General features: G+C 58.2%; 18 protein-coding genes. 11 read left to right on the forward strand and 7 right to left on the reverse strand.

Annotated elements, in window-relative coordinates; all coding sequences use genetic code 11:
* Position 1: 1 nt before the first annotated feature.
* Positions 2-292 carry a hypothetical protein gene (locus tag ACR0CW_RS06430; protein WP_170330767.1) on the reverse strand — a complete coding sequence of 97 codons (291 nt, stop codon included), beginning with the start codon at positions 290-292 and terminating at the stop codon, positions 2-4.
* Positions 293-355: 63 nt separating this feature from the next.
* Here ACR0CW_RS06430 and prfA point away from each other — a divergent pair, with 63 nt between their 5' ends.
* From prfA to ACR0CW_RS06445, 3 genes are all read left to right on the forward strand, one after another.
* Positions 356-1,411: a peptide chain release factor 1 gene (gene prfA / locus ACR0CW_RS06435; RefSeq protein ID WP_480740856.1), complete on the forward strand. Its 1,056-nt coding sequence runs from the start codon at positions 356-358 to the stop codon at positions 1,409-1,411.
* Positions 1,408-2,256 (forward strand): peptide chain release factor N(5)-glutamine methyltransferase, encoded by an 849-nt coding sequence (gene prmC / locus ACR0CW_RS06440; RefSeq protein WP_155150751.1) that lies wholly within the window; start codon positions 1,408-1,410, stop codon positions 2,254-2,256. Before prfA ends, prmC begins: the two co-directional genes overlap by 4 nt.
* A gap of 239 nt (positions 2,257-2,495) precedes the next feature.
* Complete coding sequence (locus ACR0CW_RS06445) at positions 2,496-3,083, forward strand: DUF4167 domain-containing protein (protein WP_155150746.1); 588 nt, start codon at positions 2,496-2,498, stop codon at positions 3,081-3,083.
* 67 nt (positions 3,084-3,150) lie between these two features.
* Here ACR0CW_RS06445 and rsmA read toward each other — a convergent pair whose 3' ends face one another.
* From rsmA to lptG, 5 genes are all read right to left on the reverse strand, one after another.
* Complete coding sequence (rsmA, locus tag ACR0CW_RS06450) at positions 3,151-3,993, reverse strand: 16S rRNA (adenine(1518)-N(6)/adenine(1519)-N(6))-dimethyltransferase RsmA (protein ID WP_480787462.1); 843 nt, start codon at positions 3,991-3,993, stop codon at positions 3,151-3,153.
* An 84-nt stretch (positions 3,994-4,077) separates the two neighbouring features.
* Positions 4,078-5,043, reverse strand: coding sequence for a 4-hydroxythreonine-4-phosphate dehydrogenase PdxA (pdxA, locus tag ACR0CW_RS06455; RefSeq protein ID WP_480787198.1), 966 nt, complete (start codon positions 5,041-5,043; stop codon positions 4,078-4,080).
* Entirely contained in the window at positions 5,040-6,293 is a 1,254-nt protein-coding gene (locus ACR0CW_RS06460) for a peptidylprolyl isomerase (protein WP_480787199.1), read from the reverse strand. Before ACR0CW_RS06460 ends, pdxA begins: the two co-directional genes overlap by 4 nt.
* The gene (locus ACR0CW_RS06465; protein ID WP_480787200.1) at positions 6,284-8,446 is read right to left on the reverse strand and encodes an LPS-assembly protein LptD; all 2,163 of its coding nucleotides are present in this window, start codon (positions 8,444-8,446) and stop codon (positions 6,284-6,286) included. The genes ACR0CW_RS06460 and ACR0CW_RS06465 overlap by 10 nt, the downstream gene beginning before the upstream one ends.
* The gene (lptG, locus tag ACR0CW_RS06470) at positions 8,446-9,546 is read right to left on the reverse strand and encodes an LPS export ABC transporter permease LptG (protein WP_170330757.1); all 1,101 of its coding nucleotides are present in this window, start codon (positions 9,544-9,546) and stop codon (positions 8,446-8,448) included. Before lptG ends, ACR0CW_RS06465 begins: the two co-directional genes overlap by 1 nt.
* A 228-nt stretch (positions 9,547-9,774) precedes the next feature.
* Between lptG and ACR0CW_RS06475 the strand changes: the two genes are divergently transcribed.
* From ACR0CW_RS06475 to ACR0CW_RS06490, 4 genes are all read left to right on the forward strand, one after another.
* A complete protein-coding gene (locus ACR0CW_RS06475) occupies positions 9,775-11,241 on the forward strand; it encodes a leucyl aminopeptidase (RefSeq protein WP_480787201.1) in 1,467 nt (488 codons plus the stop codon).
* 5 nt (positions 11,242-11,246) lie between these two features.
* Entirely contained in the window at positions 11,247-11,705 is a 459-nt protein-coding gene (locus tag ACR0CW_RS06480) for a DNA polymerase III subunit chi (RefSeq protein WP_480787202.1), read from the forward strand.
* A gap of 98 nt (positions 11,706-11,803) precedes the next feature.
* Positions 11,804-13,216: a magnesium transporter gene (gene mgtE / locus ACR0CW_RS06485; protein WP_480787203.1), complete on the forward strand. Its 1,413-nt coding sequence runs from the start codon at positions 11,804-11,806 to the stop codon at positions 13,214-13,216.
* Positions 13,217-13,275: 59 nt separating this feature from the next.
* Entirely contained in the window at positions 13,276-14,322 is a 1,047-nt protein-coding gene (locus ACR0CW_RS06490; RefSeq protein WP_480787204.1) for an aldo/keto reductase, read from the forward strand.
* Positions 14,323-14,362: 40 nt separating this feature from the next.
* On the opposite strand, the gene ACR0CW_RS06495 is transcribed toward ACR0CW_RS06490, so the two are convergent.
* Positions 14,363-15,349: a GlxA family transcriptional regulator gene (locus tag ACR0CW_RS06495; protein ID WP_155150714.1), complete on the reverse strand. Its 987-nt coding sequence runs from the start codon at positions 15,347-15,349 to the stop codon at positions 14,363-14,365.
* 133 nt (positions 15,350-15,482) lie between these two features.
* On the opposite strand from ACR0CW_RS06495, the gene bcoG reads away from it, so the two are divergent.
* The 4 genes from bcoG (at position 15,483) to ACR0CW_RS06515 (ending at position 19,023) form a co-directional block, all read left to right on the forward strand.
* The gene (gene bcoG, locus ACR0CW_RS06500; RefSeq protein ID WP_480787205.1) at positions 15,483-16,397 is read left to right on the forward strand and encodes a 3-dehydrocarnitine:acetyl-CoA trimethylamine transferase BcoG; all 915 of its coding nucleotides are present in this window, start codon (positions 15,483-15,485) and stop codon (positions 16,395-16,397) included.
* A gap of 63 nt (positions 16,398-16,460) precedes the next feature.
* Positions 16,461-16,790: a hypothetical protein gene (locus tag ACR0CW_RS06505; protein WP_480787206.1), complete on the forward strand. Its 330-nt coding sequence runs from the start codon at positions 16,461-16,463 to the stop codon at positions 16,788-16,790.
* An 8-nt stretch (positions 16,791-16,798) separates the two neighbouring features.
* Positions 16,799-18,265 carry a carnitine 3-dehydrogenase gene (locus ACR0CW_RS06510; protein WP_480787207.1) on the forward strand — a complete coding sequence of 489 codons (1,467 nt, stop codon included), beginning with the start codon at positions 16,799-16,801 and terminating at the stop codon, positions 18,263-18,265.
* Complete coding sequence (locus ACR0CW_RS06515) at positions 18,262-19,023, forward strand: SDR family oxidoreductase (protein ID WP_480787208.1); 762 nt, start codon at positions 18,262-18,264, stop codon at positions 19,021-19,023. The genes ACR0CW_RS06510 and ACR0CW_RS06515 overlap by 4 nt, the downstream gene beginning before the upstream one ends.
* Positions 19,024-19,039: the final 16 nt, after the last annotated feature.

Consider the following 19,039-nt stretch of genomic DNA (forward strand, 5'->3'; position numbering starts at 1 on the left):
ATTAACCCGAGCTTTGAATAGTTGCAGAATTGCTGAGTTGGGGCTGGGTTTGCTCCAACCCTGATGACAAACACCCCTCCTGAACCTCGCGCCACATGGGAACGTTCAGTGACATCTGGCATTGGGCCATGAACATGCGGCCATCGACCTGCAGGCAGATCATCTCTCCCAACTCGACACGGGTGCCGGCTTTGTCGGTGCAATAGCAATCCTGAACCTTGCCGCCGGGGCCAATTACATCAGCCATCACAGGGGTCGTGCACAGGGTAAGCGCAAGAATAATCCGTTTCATGCATGTGAGCTTAGCACAAGGCAGGCCCTTGACCAAAGCCCGCGGATGATAGACACCGCCGGGATGATCCCCGAAGAACGCCTTGAACAGATAACCCAGCGATTCCAATACCTCGAAGCTGCCATGGCCGATGGCGCATCGGGCGGCGATATTGCGGCACTAGCCAAGGAATACTCGGACTTAAAGCCTGTGGTTGAGCAGATCGAGACATGGCGCCAACTGGTGGCCGATCTTGCCGAGGCAGAAGTAATGCTGGCCGATCCGGACATGAAAGAGCTGGCTGAGGAGGAAATCCCCGAGCTGCAGGCTCGCATTCCCGAGGCAGAGCATGCGTTGCAACTGGCGTTGTTGCCCAGAGACAAAGCCGATGCGCGTCCGGCAATGTTGGAAATCCGGCCCGGAACCGGAGGTGATGAGGCCGCATTGTTTGCGGGTGATCTCTTGCGGATGTATCAACGCTATTCCGAGGCACGGGGATGGCAGTTCGAGATCATCGAGGAACAATCCTCGGATCTGGGCGGGATCAAAGAGGTCGTGGCCCATATCAAGGGCGATAATGTCTTTGCCCGGATGAAATACGAATCCGGTGTGCACCGGGTTCAGCGGGTGCCCGAAACCGAGAGCGGCGGGCGTATCCATACTTCGGCGGCGACAGTGGCGGTTCTGCCCGAGGCCGAGGATGTAGATATTCATATCGAACCCAACGATATTCGTATCGATACCATGCGCAGTTCCGGCGCGGGTGGGCAGCACGTGAACACCACAGATTCGGCTGTACGGATTACCCACATTCCCAGCGGGATCGTGGTGACGAGTTCCGAAAAGTCCCAGCACCGCAACCGCGAGATCGCGATGCAGGTGCTGAAGACTCGTCTCTACGATATGGAGCGGCAGCGGATCGACAGCGAACGCTCGGCGGATCGCGCCAGCCAGGTGGGATCTGGGGACCGGTCTGAGCGGATCAGAACCTATAACTTCCCGCAGGGCCGCATGACCGATCACCGCATTAACCTGACGCTTTATAAGCTGGATCAGGTGATGCAGGGCGATCTGGACGAGGTGATCGATGCGCTGACGGCAGACGATCAGGCGCGTCTACTGGCCGAGATGTCGCAATGAACGGGGCGCAGACGGCCGCACAGGCCATGGTTGCGGCGACAGCGCGCCTGCGGGCCGCCGGTGTTGAAGATCCCGCTCGTGACGCGCGGGTTCTGCTTGCCCATGCAGCACGTATCGAAGCCAGTCGCGTCACGTTGATCGCACCCGAAGAGTTGTCGCCTGAAATAGCCGAGCGATATGATCAGCTGATCTCGCTGCGTGCCATCCGTGTGCCGGTTTCCCACCTGTTGGGAGAGCGCGAATTTTATGGCCGCCGTTTTCGGGTGAGCCGGGATGTTCTGGATCCACGCCCCGAGACCGAAGCCTTGATCGAGGCCGCGCTGAGTGAACCGTTCGATCACATTTTGGACCTTGGTGTCGGATCAGGCTGTGTGTTGGTGACCTTGCTGGCCGAGAGGACAAGCGCATCCGGAATTGGCGTTGATCTGAGCGAATCTGCCTGCCTTCAGGCCAGCGCCAACGCGGTGCTGCATCAGGTGCAGGGCCGGGTCGAGATCATACAATCCGATTGGTTCGAGGGGATCGAAGAGGGGCAGTTCGATCTGATCGTCTCGAACCCGCCATACATTTCGCTGGATGAGATGACACAGCTGTCCCCAGAAGTGCGGGAACACGAGCCGAGGATGGCTTTGACGGACGAGGGGGACGGGCTGGGCGCTTATCGGCGTATTGCCGCTGCAGCCCCTGATTTTCTGATGCCGGGCGGGCGTATTCTGGTCGAAATCGGCCCTACACAGGCGGCAGCTGTCGCGGCATTGTTTGACGCGTCGGGTCTGATCGATATCCGTGTGGTTCCGGATCTGGATGGCCGGGACCGTGTTGTTGGCGCCAGAATGCCGGGTTGAATGGGGTGAATGAGGCCAAAAAACGCCGGTTCAGGTAAAAAAGCTGCGAAAATGCATATTACCCTCTTGTCTGCATGATCAGGACATGCTTACTCAGGGTAGTCGGCGAGGTTGACGCTGTTTCAGCGCGCCCCTGACGCCAAGCCCAAAAAGTCGACAGCACGTCACGGTAAAAGGCCTTAGAGCAGTGCAACGTACGGGTTGATCGACAGTGAATGACAAGGCTGACGTAAAGTAAGATGAGATCTTCCAAATCCCGCTCGCGGGCCAAGAACAACCGCAATCGCCCTTCTGGTGGTAATGTCGTAAACCGGGTTTTTGACAGCTCGGGTCCAGAGGGCAAAGTGCGCGGCACCCCGCAGCAGATCATTGATAAATATAATCAGCTGGCGCGTGACGCCCAGCTGTCGAATGACCGCGTCGCGGCCGAGAACTTTCAGCAGCACGCGGAACATTACCTGCGTATGCTGAGCGAGGCGCAGCGCGAAATCGAAGCGCGCCGTGAAGAGCAGGAACGCCAGAACCGTGAGCGCCAGGCCGAACGCGACCGTGAACGCGCCGAGCGTCAGGAACGCGAAGCTGCACGTCAGGCAGATCCGGCCGAAGCGCCGCAACCTGACGTGATGGATTTCGGGTCCGAGCCTGCCGCACCTGAATCTGGTCTGGTCGAGACACCAGAAAGCCAGGGTGCTGAACCAGTCGAAGAGGCGCCTGCCAAGAAAGAAAAGCCACCACGCCGTCCACGTGCACGCAAGCCCAAGGCTGCGCCCGCCGAGCCTGAACAGGCTGCAGCGGATAACGGAGACGCGCCAGAGGCTGCCGAATAAGCTCAAGTCTTACGGCCGAGATATAGAAAACCCCGGATCGAATGCCGGGGTTTTTTGGTTTATTGCTTTAGGCTTTGCGAATTTCCCGTGCCAGCGCACAAAACGCTTCGAGCGGAACCTGTTCCGCACGTTCCGTTGGTTTGATGTCGGCAGCCAGCAAGCGATCTTCGATATCCGGGGCGACACCTTTCAGAGAGGCGCGAAGCATCTTGCGGCGTTGGTTGAAGGCTGCTGCCACGACGCGTGAGAGGGTGGCTGCATCTGCTGGATAGCGCGGCTCGGGCAGGGCAGTTAGGTGGACCACTGAGCTGGAAACCTTGGGTGGTGGGGTGAAGGCCCCGGGGGGCAAAGACATGGCGATACGTGCTTCGGCCCGCCATTGGGCGAGGATGGCAAGGCGGCCATAAGCTTTACTGCCGGGCTGGGCCACAATGCGCTCGGCGACTTCGCGCTGGAACATCAGGGTCAGGCTTTGCCAGAATGGCGGCCATTCCGGTGGCGTCAGCCAGCGGACCAGAAGTTCGGTCCCGACATTGTAGGGTAGATTGGCCGCAATCCGGATCGGCGGTGTCAGATGCGTCAGCGGGTCGATTTCAAGCGCGTCCCCGTTAATGACTTCAAGCCGGCCGGGATAGGCCTCGGCGATGTCGTTCAGCGCCGCGATACAGCGGGTGTCTTTTTCCAAAGCAACGACTTTGCGCGCGCCCTCAGACAGCAGACCTCGGGTCAGGCCACCCGGTCCGGGTCCGATCTCGAGCACATCACATTCGGTCAGATCACCGGCCTGCCTTGCAATCTTGGCGGTCAGGTTCAGGTCCAACAGAAAGTTCTGCCCCAGCGATTTGCGGGCCGATAGCTGGTGGGTCGCGATGACTTCGCGCAGCGGGGGGAGGGTGTCGATAGCGCTCATGATCCGTTCACCGTGGCGCGGATAGGGTGTCATGCGCCAGAAATTTTTCACTTCGGTCCGGGATATGGCCTGCGTTGTACAGGTTCAAGACCCTTGCGCCATCTGCTGCGCGAGTTTGAGGGCCTCAATCAGGCTGGTCGGGTTGGCGATGCCTTGTCCGGCGATGTCCAGCGCGGTGCCATGATCGGGTGAAGTCCGGATGAAGGGCAAACCCAGCGTTACATTCACGCCTCGGTCGAAATCCAGTGTCTTGATCGGGATCAGGGCCTGATCGTGATACATGGCGATGGCTGCATCGTACCGCCTGCGCGCGGCGGCGTGGAACATGGTATCCGCCGGATGCGGGCCCGTAACCGTGTAGCCGTCGGGATTGAGATCAGAGATCAGCGGGGCAATCCAGTCCAGCTCCTCACGACCCATTTTGCCACCTTCTCCGGCATGGGGGTTCAGCCCGGCAATCGCGATGCGCGGATTTTGAATACCAAACTGGTTCTGCAGCCCTTGTGCAGTGATTGCGATCGTTTCGCGCAGCAGCTCTGGGGTCAGGACGCTTGGGACTTGCGAGAGAGCGATGTGGATCGTGGCTGGGACCACACGCAACTGATCGCTGGCCAGCATCATCACAACACGATCTTTACCGGCAAGAGCGGCCAGAAATTCGGTATGTCCGGGATAATCGAATCCCGCTCCGTCAATCAGCGCCTTTTTATGGATCGGAGCCGTGCAGAGCGCTGATGCCGCACCCGATTGTACCAGAGAAACACCGCGTTCAATTGCATCGATTACAGAGGGAGCATTGTTTGGCTCGGGACGGCCCGGCACATTCGGCGCTGGGAAATCCAGCTGAAGCACCGGCAGGGCCATCGCACAGACCTCGGCCGCTTCTGACGGGTCATTTATTCGTACGACCGGAGTGTCGTTTGGCAGATGCGCGTCGTCGCCGATGTAGACGAACGGGCAGGTGCCGCGCAGTTGTTGCCACGCCTTGGCTGCGATTTCGGGGCCGATACCGGCCGGATCACCACAGCTAAGCGCGATCGGGCGGGTCATTGCTCGATAATGGTGGCGTCTGCCCGCATTTGTTCGATGAAGCTGTCGGCAAAAGCCTGCAGGCGCTGCTGGGTCAAAGCGTTAGCAACATCCTGACGAGACGTATCTTCGCCCAGATCGCGGGTTCGGGTGCACAGCATCAGGAACATCAGCGTCTGCCCGTTGTTGCGGGTGAGCGTTGTTGAAATCTCATTGGGGTCCAGCTTGGCAAGTTCCAGCGCCACGTCGCGCGGGATTTCGGAAGGGCTGGCGGACACGCGATCAAGTACCTCTGGCGGTTGATCTTTGGCGATACCATAGAGGTCGTTACAAGTGTCGATGTTTTCCTTCAGCTCAGCCGCAGTTTTCTGGGCCTCTGGGCTACGACCGCCCGGAATGTAGTAGATCGCATAGTCGATCTTGGAATAGCGTGGTGCGCCTGTCGAAACCTCGCGAATGCCGCGCATCTGGAACAGGGCTATGGCGTTGGGAAGACTCAACGGCTCGGTTATATCTCCGTTCTGCAGGCCGAGGATGACGGGCTGCAGCGCTGGCGGAAGATTATTGAGCGACAGCCAATCCAGTCGACCTCCGTTTTCGCGGGTCGCTGCCGCCGAATATTGCGTGGCAGCGGAGGAAAACGCGTCATAACCGTCTACCTGAGAAATTTCCTGCGCGAGCGCGTCAGCCTGAGCGAGCGTCTGCGGTGTTACGGGAATGATAATCTCGGACAACAGAACTTCGAGGCCGCCACCGCCGCCCTGGCCCATTGCCCGGTTGATTTCATCCTCTGTGGGGCGCGCCTGAGAGATAAACCTCGTGCTGACGTAGTCACGCCACGAAAGCTGATCTTCAACAAAATCCCGTACTGTTTCAGGATCTACACCGGCATCACTGAGCAGCCGCAAGAAATCTTCAGTCGAAAGCTGACCACGAGCGGCAAACTGGTCGATACCAAGCTGTACATCTTCTGGTGTCGCCTGAATTCCGGCATCCCGCATCGCCTGTTTGCGCAGGCGAGCATCGATCAGGGCCTCACGCACTTCATCTTCAGAACTTCCCGGCAGGCCGAGCGCTTCGAGAAACTGCTGGCGTTGCTGCAATTCATACCACGTCACGATATCCTGATTGATCCGGATCGCGGGTGAGAACAGGCTTTGCCCGATGGCCTGCGGCGAAGAAAAGGCGATAAGCGCCGCAGCGAGTGCGGGCAAAGCCGGTCTTTGCCAACCGGTACGAAGAAACTTGGAGAAACCTGATATCAGCTGCATTTTCTTTTGTACTTCTTGCCCCCGCCTTCGACGGCGTATCCAGTTAGTGCAACGGTAAAGCCGAATTCTGTCGAAGGCTCAATACTTGATGTGGACGTATAGCGCCGACTGACGGTCATGTTAACCTGCACGCACTCATTTTCGTAGGTAACTCCAAGCCCGTAGCGGATTGGCTCAGATTCGGCCAGATCATATCGCGCCAGTGCCTGTGTCAGCCAGTTCTGATCGATTCTGTAACGTCCCGTCAGCCAAATCTCGGATATTTTGTCGCTGTTTTCTGCAGGGTCGGGTTCCTGCCAGACATAGCTGCCCGTCAGCGCGTTGTCGTCTTTGGCCCAAACGCCCCGGAACTCGGCTTTGGCAAAGCTGAAGTCATCATCCAGCAGGCCACGTGCCGCGAGAGTAAGGCCTTTTGCGGTTTTCAACTGCCCGGCCAGCAGCAGATCGGATGTGGTGCCCTGCAGGCCCGAGGTCAGGGTGAAATCCGGATCGGCATCGGCGCGGAACACCTGACCGACGGTTGCAAGCGCTTGCCAGCCGTTCGGCGTATTGCGCGCCCAGTTCACGCCGACAACAGCTGTTGCTCCATTTTCGCGGCGATCTTCGGCTGGAAAGCGAGACAGGGACAGCAGATTGCCCTGGTCGAACTCCTGAAACGTACTTTCGTCATTGGGTACGTCGGTATTCGAGACATGCGTCCAGCCTACCTGAACAATCGGTTCGAGAAACTGCGTTGCGCCGGATTGTTCGCGACGTACCATCGGATAGCGCAACGTAAAGGCAGCCCGCGGAGTGGATCTGGTCACCTGATTGGGGTACTGGCTGTCGTTGCGGATATCAAACGTATCGACTGAAGCACCAAGCTGCGCATCGGCCCGCAGGCCCGTGCTGAAAGTCCAACTGCGTAGCCATTCTGCATCCATTGTCGCGCGTGCCACATCCCGTCCAACGATATCTACATCGCTGGTCCGGGTGTGGGAATGCCCGATAAACGCAAGCCTCACTTCGCCGCCCAGTGCGTTGGGAAAGTACCGCTTTTCATAGTTCAGATCGAAAACGCGCGAGGGGATTTCATCCTGATTTTCGCTGTCGCGCAGGGTTTTGTAGTGGATGAAACTGGTTTTGAACGCGGTATCGCGTTTGATCCGTTCCAGTGCGATTTCGCTGCGCAGACGGTCAAAGTCCGGCAGACCATAATCAGCCAGATACGCGTCATCCGACGTTGTTTGAATGTTGAACGTCAGCCGGTAATCATTTTTCAGAGCGAACCAACCATTCGCGAAAAGATAGCCGCGATCCTGGTTTTGTTGCACGTCATCGCGGGTGTATGCGCCTTCGAACTGAATGCGGCCGTTTTTAAAAGCCTGACGGTAGCGATAGCCTAATGTCGTTGTCTTGGATGAGACATACGGCGTCAGCGTCAGATCCTTGTGGTCGCCCAACTTAAAGAAATAGGGGACCTGTACACCCGTACCCAATTGCGAGGTCGTCCGGATCGACGGAACAAGAAAACCTGTTGCACGCTCCAGTGTCGGGTCGGGCAGGCGTAGTACAGGAAAGTAGAAGACCGGGAAATCAAGGATGCGGAACTGTGCACCTTCGAAATACAGCTGCCGTTCTAACTGATCGTGCGTTACCTTGCGCGCCCGAATTTGCCAAAGTGGTGGTTTGCCATTGGCGCAGACATGACATGAGGTGGCCGACACTTTGCTGAACTGTGTGTACCTGCCGCCAGCGCGGGTTGCCTGAACCGAGGCGATCTGAACCTGCTGATCGAACACCATTCGGGCACCGATCAAAAGCCCGTTCTGGATGCCATCATCCAACTGAGCGGAGTCCGCCAACACAGTGGATTGACCCGCCTGATCGATCCGGATCGGACCTTCGAGGGTCAGTTCACCAGTTTCCCGATCGAAGATTACGCCTTTGGCCGATAGTTTGATGTCGCCCTGATAGGCTTCTACATTCCCTTCGGCGACGAGTTTTCGATCGGGTGTGATGAAAATCTTGTCCGCCACCAGCAGGGCCGGCTGGTCTTGGGCAGCCCCATCCTGTCCAGCAGCTGCGGAACCTGGTGCGTTTTGCGCAAGTGCGATGGACGGTGCCGCCAGAACCAGAGTGCTGGACAGCAGCAAAGACATTAGTCGCCGCATTAACCGTCCTCCGCGTGCAGCAAGAGGCCTAAGGACAACAGGATTGCGGCAAAGGGCGGTGCCCAGGCGGCGACGTAGATCGGCAACTGGCCGTTCTCCCCCAGAATTTGAGCGAAATTACGTACGAAGTAGATGGCAAAGCCCAGCAGAACCGCGGTCAGAACGGCAATGCCTGTGCCGCCGAAACGGACATGGCGCATCGTGAAAGCTGCACCAATCAGAACCATCGATACAAGAAAGAATGGCCGTGCGAGTTGTACCTGCAGCCAGACTTCGTATTGCTTTGTAGAGAATCCTGCCTCGCGTAGATCGTGGATGAGTTGTGGCAGGTCGTAGACCGAAACGGAGTCTTGTTGGCCTAATGTATCCAGAATGCGATCGCGTGTGAGAGTCGTGGGAAGAGCAAGTTGTTCATACGTGATTGCATTTGTTTCGGGATTCGAGCCGTTCTGGAGCGTCCAAACCTTGGCCTGATACAGAACCCAGTTTCCATCTTCCAGACGTGCCGTTTCAGCAAAGATCTGTTCGGTCGGAATACCGTCAGGAGAGAATGTCGTGATGGTAACTTCTCTGAGGCCAAAGTCCTCGTCGGGATCGGTCCCGACAGCATGGATCACGGATTGGCCCGATGTGGAACCCTGGCGCAACCAAAGGCCTTCGCTGCTGATCGAAAGGGTAGAACTGCCATTGTTGCGATATCCGTCTGCCAAACGCTGGTATTCTTCGGATGTCGCAGCAGAGATCGGGTTCAGCAGCGCCACCGCCAGTGCACCGATCACCAAAGCCAGCAGTACAGGGGCAGCAAGCGCGCGGATGCCGGACCGCCCGATAGCGCGTGTTACGACCAGTTCGGAACTGCGCGCCAGACCAATGAACAACGCAATCGTAGCCAGAATCATCAACAGCGGCAGCATCTCGCTGATTGCCGCTGGGGTGTTGAGCAGGGTCAGGCGCAGCAATTGCCCAAAGCTTAGGTCGACATCAGTGAACTTGCGGACTTGCTCGATCAGGTCGATCAGAATCATGAGTGTCAGAAAAATGCCGCCGATAACGAGAAAACTCTGCAGGAATCTTCGGGCAAAATAGCGGTCGAGGATCACGAGTTCACCTCCGGCTGACCGCTGAGCTCGGGGTCCACGCCAGAATCGCCCCGGCATGGAATCATGCGCGAAGGCCTATGCCTGCCGTTTGGTGCCAATACTTCTCCCCCGAGCCTGCCGGTTATTTTCGGGCGACCTTAATGCAAATGGCAGACGGGGAAAACTGCTATCTGGTCAATATTGGTGGTCCACGCTAGGTCTTGGGGAAGAGTTTTTCAGGAGCAAGAGATGAGCAGTCTGATACCAATCCGTTTTCAGGACTTTGATTTGGATCTCATGGCGCAGGCCGAAGGGCGTGTGGTCATCATTATTCCTGCCGAAGGAAAGATGAGCCCCGCTGCGCGCAGGGCCAATCGCCTGACACGAGGCGCAGTGGCCCGACTGGTCGAGAGCGAGAAGTTTAACAAAGCCAAGACAGGCGATGTGATCTCATTGGCTTGGCCCGGTGGCATGGCAGCTGAGGCGCTGGACGTTCTGGTTTTGCCGCGTCGCCCCGATCATGACGAGGCGCGCAAGGCGGGTGCTGCTTTGGCAAAGCTGGCCAAGGGCAAGGACGTGCTTGTGATGGCCGCAAATCAGGTGAGGACCGAGGAACTGGCCTTGGGCATGGTGCTGCGCAGCTATGATTTTGATGCGCACAAGACTAAGGACGCCGACCCCACGGGCGAAATCGTGATCAGCCATTCCAAAGCGGATGAGGTCGAAGCGGCGTTTGCACCGCTTAACGGTATCGCCGATGGCGTGCGCATGACCCGCGATCTGACCAACGAACCCGCCAATGTTCTGACCACGACAGAATTCGCCGACCGGCTGAAAGAAATGGAAGCGCTGGGACTGGAAGTTGAGGTTCTGGAAGAGGACAAGCTGGCCGAGCTTGGCATGCGCACATTGCTGAGCGTTGGGCAGGGGTCTGACAGCCCGTCCAAGGTCGTGGTCATGCACTGGAATGGTGGCGACAATGACGACGCTCCGCTCGCGCTGGTGGGCAAGGGTGTGGTGTTCGATACCGGTGGTATCTCGCTCAAACCCGCTGCGGGCATGGAAGATATGACCATGGACATGGGCGGCGCGGGTGTCGTTGCAGGCACCATGCGGGCGTTGGCGCTGCGCAAGGCCAAGGCCAATGTGGTTGGTCTGGTCGGTCTGGTGGAAAATATGCCTTCCGGCCGCGCTACGCGCCCCGGCGATGTCGTTAAATCGATGAAAGGCGACACGGTCGAGATCATCAATACCGATGCCGAGGGTCGCTTGGTTTTGTGTGATGTCATGTGGTACGCGCAAGAGCGGTTCAATCCTGTCGGCATGATTGATTTGGCCACTTTGACAGGTGCCATCATCATCGGGCTTGGGCATGAGAATGCGGGCGTTTTCTCGAACAATGACACGTTCTGCGATGCTTTCCTGAAGGCGGCCAAAATCGAAGATGAAGGCGCATGGCGGATGCCACTGGGCAAAGCCTATGATGACCTGCTGAAATCCCGCATTGCGGATATGAAGAACGTGGGTGGTCGCCCGGCCGGATCGGTCACTGCGGCGCAATTCCTGCAACGTTTCGTCAAGGAAGATACCCCCTGGATTCACCTGGATATCGCGGGTGTTGCTTCGGTATCGTCCGAGACATCCTATGCGCCCAAAGGGGCAACCGGTTGGGGCGTGCGCGCGCTAAGCAGGTTTGTTCAGGACAATTTCGAGTAACTCGAATGGGGGCCGTCTATTTCTATCATCTGACCCGCCAACCGCTTGAGCAGACCTTGCCGGTACTGCTGGACAAGGCACGGCAGGCCGGGTGGCGGATAGCTGTGCGGGGCACCGATCCCGCGCGGCTGGACTGGCTGGATGAAAAACTGTGGCTGGGGCCTGATGACGGGTTCCTGCCACATGGTCGTGCCGGTGGACCGCACGATGCGAAGCAGCCCATCTTGCTAACGACCGAGACGACGGCGGCAAATGATCCATCCTGTTTGATGGCGATCGATGGCGCTGCGGTTGAGCCGGACGAAGTCGAAGCATCCGAGCGTGTCTGCATCCTGTTCGATGGCAACGATCAAAGCGCACTTCAGGCCGCACGGGTACAATGGAAGGCGCTGACCTCAGCAGGTTGTTCGGCGCAATATTGGTCTGAGGATTCAGGCCGGTGGGAGAAAAAGGCAGAAGCCTGATCACCCTTTCGCTGCGCTGATCTGTTCAGATAATCTTTCATTCACGCTACCGTCACTTAGCGATGCCACTTCTGCGTGGATTGAGGTGAGGTGAGCGGATGGATCAGGTTCCTCCAAAAAAGCTGCATTGGGACAGCGAAAACAGCCCGGAAGCGCGCCATAACAATGCGAGGGTCGCGTCGTCGTTGGAACGGCTGGTGGCCGCAGGCAAGCGGATGGCGGTTCTTACTGTCCTGAGCAGTTGGAACGCAGCGGACGTTGTGAAATGCCTGCTGAAGATGAAGACCAGGCGTGCGCGCCGGGTGTTCGAATGGTTGCCTGATGATGTGAGTCTGCCGGTTCTTGTCGAACTGGACCCGGAATTGCGTTCAGTTCTGTTTGAGGCTTCAACGCGAAAGAAATTCCGCAAGATCGTCTCCAGAGTTTCGCCTGATCTGGCTATCGAGTTGCTGGAAACGCTGCCGCTCGACACTCATGATGATCTGATTGCTGATCGGAAGGATGCAGATGTCATTCGACAGTCCTTGTCTGCAGATGATGACAGTGCGGCCGCGCATATGCGCCACGGGGTTTTGACGGTTCCTGTTGGATGGACGATTGGGGAAGTGGTATCTCACCTTCGAAAAACCTCGGACCGGTTTGCGCGTCTGGATATGATTTTTGTTCTCGAACAGGACAAACGATTGGTTGGCTATTTGCGCAGTCGGGACTTGCTGTTGAACCCGGATGACACCCCCGTTTCCGTTATCGTTCAGAAAGACACCGTGACGGTCGACAGTTCTGCAGATCAGGAAGAGGTGCTGCGCCTGGCCGAGGCGCGCTCTGCCTCTGTTATTGCTGTCGTCGATGCCAATGGTCGTTTTCTGGGCGGTATAGCCCCGCCGGAACTGGCTGAGATTGCGCGGGAAGAGGTTGAGGAAGATATGCTCAAGATGGGCGGCGTATCCCCCGATACGACGCAATTCGACACGCCTGGCCAGATTGCCCGCCGCCGCCTGCCGTGGCTGCTGGGCGGGTTGGTCGGCAGTACCATCGCAGCAATTGCCATCGTGTCGTATGAGGACGCACTTGCCGAATCCGCGATCCTTGCCAGTTTTATTCCCGTTGTTCTGGCAACAGCCGGGAACGCGGGGATTCAAGCCTCGACTGTTTCTGTGCAGGTACTGACTTCGGGGGCGGAGTGGCGTGGCGATTTGCCGTCGAGATTCTATCGCGAACTGTGTGGGGCCCTGCTGAACGGGCTGATCGTTGGCACGGTCGTGGGCCTTCTGGTCCTGATTGGCAGCCTGTTCATCGCAATTGAAAAGCCAGGCCTGTTGGTTCTGACGTCGATCGTCGCACTGGCGATCGTGACTGTTATCGCAGCGTCGGTCGGGTCGATGGTGCCGTTCCTGCTCAGGGCGTTGAAACAAGACCCGGCCGCGGCAACCGGCATCTTCATAACCACGTCGAACGATGTGTTCGGCGTTCTGGCCTTTTTCTTTGTTGCCAGTCTGATTTATCTGAGTTGATCGGGCTTGCCCCGGTCAAACCCTGCGCTAGGGTGCAGGGCGAGCAGGAGGATTTCCAGATGAAAATGAAACCTTTGGGGCGCACCGGTGTGATGGTGTCGGATCTGTGCCTTGGAACAATGACCTTTGGCACACAGACCTCCGAGACCGGTGGACACCGACAGATGGATATGGCCCTGGCAGCCGGGATCAACTTTGTCGACGCGGCTGAGATGTATCCGGTGAATCCGATCTCGAAGGAAACCGTGGGCCGGACTGAGGAAATTCTGGGCAATTGGAATGCATCTAATGCCGCGCGCCGGGGCGACTATGTTCTGGCGACCAAGCATTCAGGAGCAGGGTTTTCTCACGCCCGTGACGGGGCGCCAATTTCCGGCCAGACCATTCCCCAGGCAATCGAGGGATCCCTGCGCCGGTTGCAGACTGACTATATCGACCTCTATCAGTTCCACTGGCCAAACCGGGGCAGTTACATGTTCCGCCAGAACTGGGATTACGATCCTTCAGGTGGGGATCGTGACGAGGTTGTTGCGAATATGCAGGAGTGTCTTGAGGCGCTGCAGGTACAGGTCGAAAAGGGCAATATTCGCGCCTTTGGCCTCTCGAATGAAAGCGCCTGGGGAACGGCCCAATGGGTGCGACTGGCAGATGAAACCGGTGCGCCACGCGTCGCGTCCGTGCAGAACGAATACTCGATGCTGTGCCGTCACTTTGATACCGATATGGCCGAGCTGAGTGCGCATGAAGATGTGGGACTGCTCGCCTTTTCGCCGCTGGCTGCCGGGTTCCTGACGGGCAAGTATCAGGGCGGCACCGTTCCTGAAGGGTCGCGTATGTCACTGGTGCCTGAAATGGGCGGGCGCAAATCTGCTCGGGTGTTTGACGCCGTCGCTGCCTATCTGGAGATCGCTGACAAACATGGGCTGGATCCCGTGCATATGGCGTTGTCCTGGAGTCGCAGCAGACCGTTCATGACCTCGGCCATCTTTGGGGCCACGGATGAGGCACAATTGCAGCGCATTCTGGATGGGAAAGATCTGGAATTGTCACAGGATGTGTTGAAAGAAATCAACCTGGCCCACCGCGCCCATCCCATGCCGTACTAAGGTAAGGGGGCAATGCCCCCATCACCTGCTGTAGACCCCGTCAGTGATGTGTGGGCTGGATGCGATCCTGCCGCAGGTCGCGGGCGGAAAGACCATGCGCGGTTCGGAACGCCCGGGCAAAGCTTGACTGCGATGCAAAGCCAGTGGCCAGCGCGACATCCATCAGCGGCATGTCTGTGTCGGTGACCAGTCGGCGCGCCTCGGCCAGGCGAAGCTGCAGGTAATGGTCTTGCGGCGTGGTGTTCAGGCGCAGGCGGAACTGTTGCTGCAGCGTGCGTGGGCTGGTTCCCAAACGATCGGCAATATAGGCGAGTGGCAGAGGTTCATCCAGCGACGCCTCCATCAGGCTGTTTGCCTTTGATGTCAGGGCCGAATGGCGGTGCGGAGCCCCGGTGCGGCTTTGCGGTTTGGTTGGCTCTGGTGCTCCCTCATAGAGGAACAGCCCAGATACACGTGCGGCAAATCCTGCGCCGTGGCGGGCAGCGATGATATGCAGCATCATCTCGACCGCCGGGATCGCGCCACCAGATGTCAGACGGTTGCCGGAAACAGTGAAACGGTCAGGGCGCACGTCGACCTCGGGGAAACGGGTCGAGAAATTGTCCAGATCTTCCCAATGAGTGGTTGCTGCGTGCCCGTCCAGCAAGCCGGCTTCAGCCAGCAGCCATGGGCCGCCGTCGATCCCTGCCATGGTCGCACCAGAGGCCGCGATACGGCGCAAGCCAGCCAGCAGGCTGGGGGTTGCGTGGCGCGCAAGCTGGAAGCCTGCGACCACAATCATCAGATCGCAACTGTCCAGACGCGCCAGCGGAATGCCGGGAACGTTCAGTGCACTGGTCAGCATGGCAGGCTCAGCCGTGGCGGTGACATAATCCCAGTCAAAGGCGGGACGATCCGCCAGCCGGTTCGCTGCGCGCATCGGATCAACCGCCGAGGCAAAGCTGAGCGTGTTGCATTCATCCAGAACCAGCACTGCCGTTTTCAGGGCGCGATGTTCGGGCTGCAGTATGTTTTTTGCGGATTTCATCAAGTTCGATTCGCATTCTGGCAAGTTGTTTCCACAAGGCTGCGTCAGAGTCGGGTAAGAACGCAAATCGGAATCCGGGGAGAAGCCTGAGGATAACTTGGGTTAAAACCGGGTATAAGTTGGGGAAAACATCATGCCACTGGAAATGAACCGCGAAGTCTTCATCACTTGTGCCGTCACGGGCTCAGGTGGAACGCAGGATCGCAGCCCGCATGTACCACGTTCACCGAAGCAGATTGCCGAGAGTGCGATTGCTGCGGCCAAGGCCGGCGCGGCCATTGTTCACTGCCATGTGCGGGACCCGGAAACCGGCGCGCCCAGCCGTCGTCTGGACCTGTATCGCGAGGTGACTGACCGCATTCGCGAGGCCGAGGTGGACATCGTTCTGAACCTGACCGCGGGTATGGGCGGTGACATGATCTTTGGCCCCACAGAATCTCCTCTGCCGTTGAACGAGGAAGGTACCGACATGATCGGCGCAGCCGCGCGGGTTGAGCATGTGGCCGAATGTCTGCCCGAGATCTGTACCTTGGACTGCGGTACCATGAACTTTGCCGAAGCTGACTATGTCATGACCAACACGCCGGGCATGCTGCAGGCGATGGGTCGGATGATGACACATTTGGGCGTGAAGCCCGAGATCGAAGCCTTTGACACCGGCCATCTGTGGTACGCCAAGCAACTGGTTAAGGACGGTATTCTGGACAGCCCGGCGCTGGTTCAGTTGTGCATGGGTGTGCCGTGGGGCGCACCGGATGATCTGAATACCTTCATGGCCATGGTCAACAATGTCCCGGATGACTGGACGTTCAGCGCATTCGCTTTGGGACGGAACCAGATGGCCTATGCATCGGCATCGGTGCTGGCTGGCGGCAACGTGCGCGTCGGGTTGGAAGATAACCTGTGGCTCGACAAAGGCGTTTTGGCGGAAAACTGGCAACTGGTCGAGCGCGCCAACACCATCGTTTCGAACATGGGTGCGCGCGTGATCGGAGCGCAGGAAGTGCGTGAGAAGCTGGGGCTGGTGAAGCGGGCGCCGAAGGGCTGAAACTTCCCCTTGTAGAGTTTTCGCAAAGCCAAGACACCGGGGCATCAACTGAAGGGATAACTCATGAAAGTTATGTTGCGGTGTTTGGTGCCAGTCGGAGCAGGATTTCTGGCGGCTTGCCTTCCAACAGATGACAAGGCGGAGGCTGAGCCAGCCCAGAATGAACGGCAGGCTTGCGAGGCAAAAGGCGGAATTTACGAAGTTGCGGGCAAAGTGCAGCAGTATGTGTGCATCCTGCCGTTGGCAGATGCGGGCAAGACCTGTGAAACAGGTTCGGACTGCGAGGGATTTTGCCTGTCAGAGACCAAACAATGCAGCGCGGTCACGCCGCAGTTCGGATGCATTCCGCATCTGGATGAGACGGGGCGCGAGCTGGTGATCTGTATCGACTAGGAAAAGATATGACAAAAACAGCAGCTATCATCGGTGGTGGTGTGATCGGCGGCGGATGGGCCGCCCGGTTTCTGCTTAACGGCTGGGATGTCCGAGTGTTCGACCCGGACCCAGAGGCCGAGCGTAAGATTGGCGAGGTTCTGGACAATGCACGGCGTTCTCTGCCGGGGCTGAGTGACGTGCCATTGCCGGCTGAAGGCACGCTGACCTTCCATGATGAGATGGCAGACGCTGTACAGGGGGCCTCTTGGATTCAGGAAAGCGTACCTGAGCGGCTAGACCTGAAGCTGAAGGTTTATAAAGGCTTGCAAGAGGCATGTGATGCGGAAGCGATCATCGGCTCTTCGACCAGCGGGTTTAAGCCGTCCGAATTGCAAGAGGGGGCGCTGCGTCCCGAACAGATCGTTGTGACGCACCCGTTCAATCCAGTCTACCTGCTGCCTCTGATCGAGCTTGTGCCCAGCGAGAAGAACCCGCCTGAAATGGTGGTGCAGGCACAAGAGTTATTGAAATCGGTCGGGTTCTTCCCGCTGCACGTCAAAAAAGAAATCGATGCGCATATTGCAGACCGGTTCCTCGAAGCTGTTTGGCGTGAGGCGCTGTGGCTGGTCAAAGACGGCATCGCAACCACCGAAGAAATCGACGAAGCGATCCGCATGGGCTTTGGTATCCGCTGGGCGCAGATGGGTCTGTTCGAGACCTATCGCGTCGCTGGCGGAGAGGCCGGGATGCGGCATTTCATGGCGCAGTTCGGCCCGGCACTGAAATGGCCGTGGACCAAGTTGATGGATGTCCCGGAGTTCACGGATGAACTGGTGGACATGATCGCGGATCAGTCGGACGCACAATCCGGAATGCACTCGATCCGTGAATTGGAGCGTATTCGCGACAACAACCTTGTTGGGATGATGCGTGCGCTTAAGGCACAGGATTACGGTGCAGGTGCGGTTCTGAACCAGCATGATGCACGTCTGAAATCCGGGGCCTTGCCGGATCTGGATCAGGCCGATCTGAGCCAGCCCATTCTGACGCTGTCGCGTGCCGTGCCGCTGGATTGGACCGACTATAACGGTCACATGACCGAGTCGCGGTATCTGGATGCCTTCGCCTGCTCAACCGATCGCTTTATGGAGATGATCGGATGCGATGCCGACTATATCGCAGCGGGCGGCAGCTACTTTACTGCTGAAACCCACATCCGGCATTTGGATGAGACCCATGCAGGTGCCAAGATCAATGTGCGGACCCAGATGCTGTTGGGGCAGGGCAAGAAACTGCACCTGTTCCACCGCATGTATGAAGGAGACAAGTTGCTGGCGACCGGCGAGAGTTTCCTGCTGCATGTGGACCTCGAATCCCGTCGCCCATGCGCGCCGTCGGCTGAGGTCGAAGCAGCCATGGCCCGTATTGCAGAAGCTCAGGCCGGTCTGCCGTACCCAGAAGGGGCGGGTGCATCGATCCGGAAACCTGCATGAGCAGCCGGGTTCTGATCACGGCCGGCGCCTCGGGTGTCGGACGTGCGATGGCCGAAGCGTTCGACGCATCGGGTGCGCAGGTCTGGGTGGCAGATGTGGATCCGGCGTCGCTGGAGGCCTGCCCGCCGCATTGGAAGAAATCCCAGTTGGATGTGGCCGACGAAACCGCCGTGGCGGCCATGTTTGCCTGCATTGACGAGGAATGGGGTGGTCTGGATGCCCTGTGCGCAAACGCCGGGATCGCAGGGCCAACGGCCCTGATCGAAGACGTTGCGCTTAGCGATTGGCGCACTTGCCTTTCGGTCAATCTGGAAGGGGCTTTCCTGTGTTCCAAATACGCAGCCCCAATGCTCAAGCGTCAGCGCAGTGGTGTGGTGCTGATCACCTCATCCACCGCCGGGCAATATGGCTATCCCAACCGCGCACCTTATGCCGCGGCTAAATGGGGCATGGTGGGTCTGGGTAAGACCCTGGCGATGGAACTTGGGCCACACGGGGTCCGATGTAATGTGATCTGCCCCGGAGCCGTTGAAGGACCGAGAATGGAAGGGGTTCTTGAACGCGAAGCGGCAGCCAAGGGCATGACCCGGGATCAGGTCTATGAGGGCTATGCCTCAGGCACGTCGATGGGCAGCTTCGTTGAAGGGCGGGATATTGCCAATATGGCCGTGTTCCTTGCCTCTGACGCGGCAAGGCTTGTTTCGGGTCAGGTGATCGCGGTTGATGGTCATACGGTCAATCCTGACCCGAAGGTCTGATCACCTGGCTAAAAGC

The organism is Ruegeria sp. CH6, assembly GCF_056537005.1.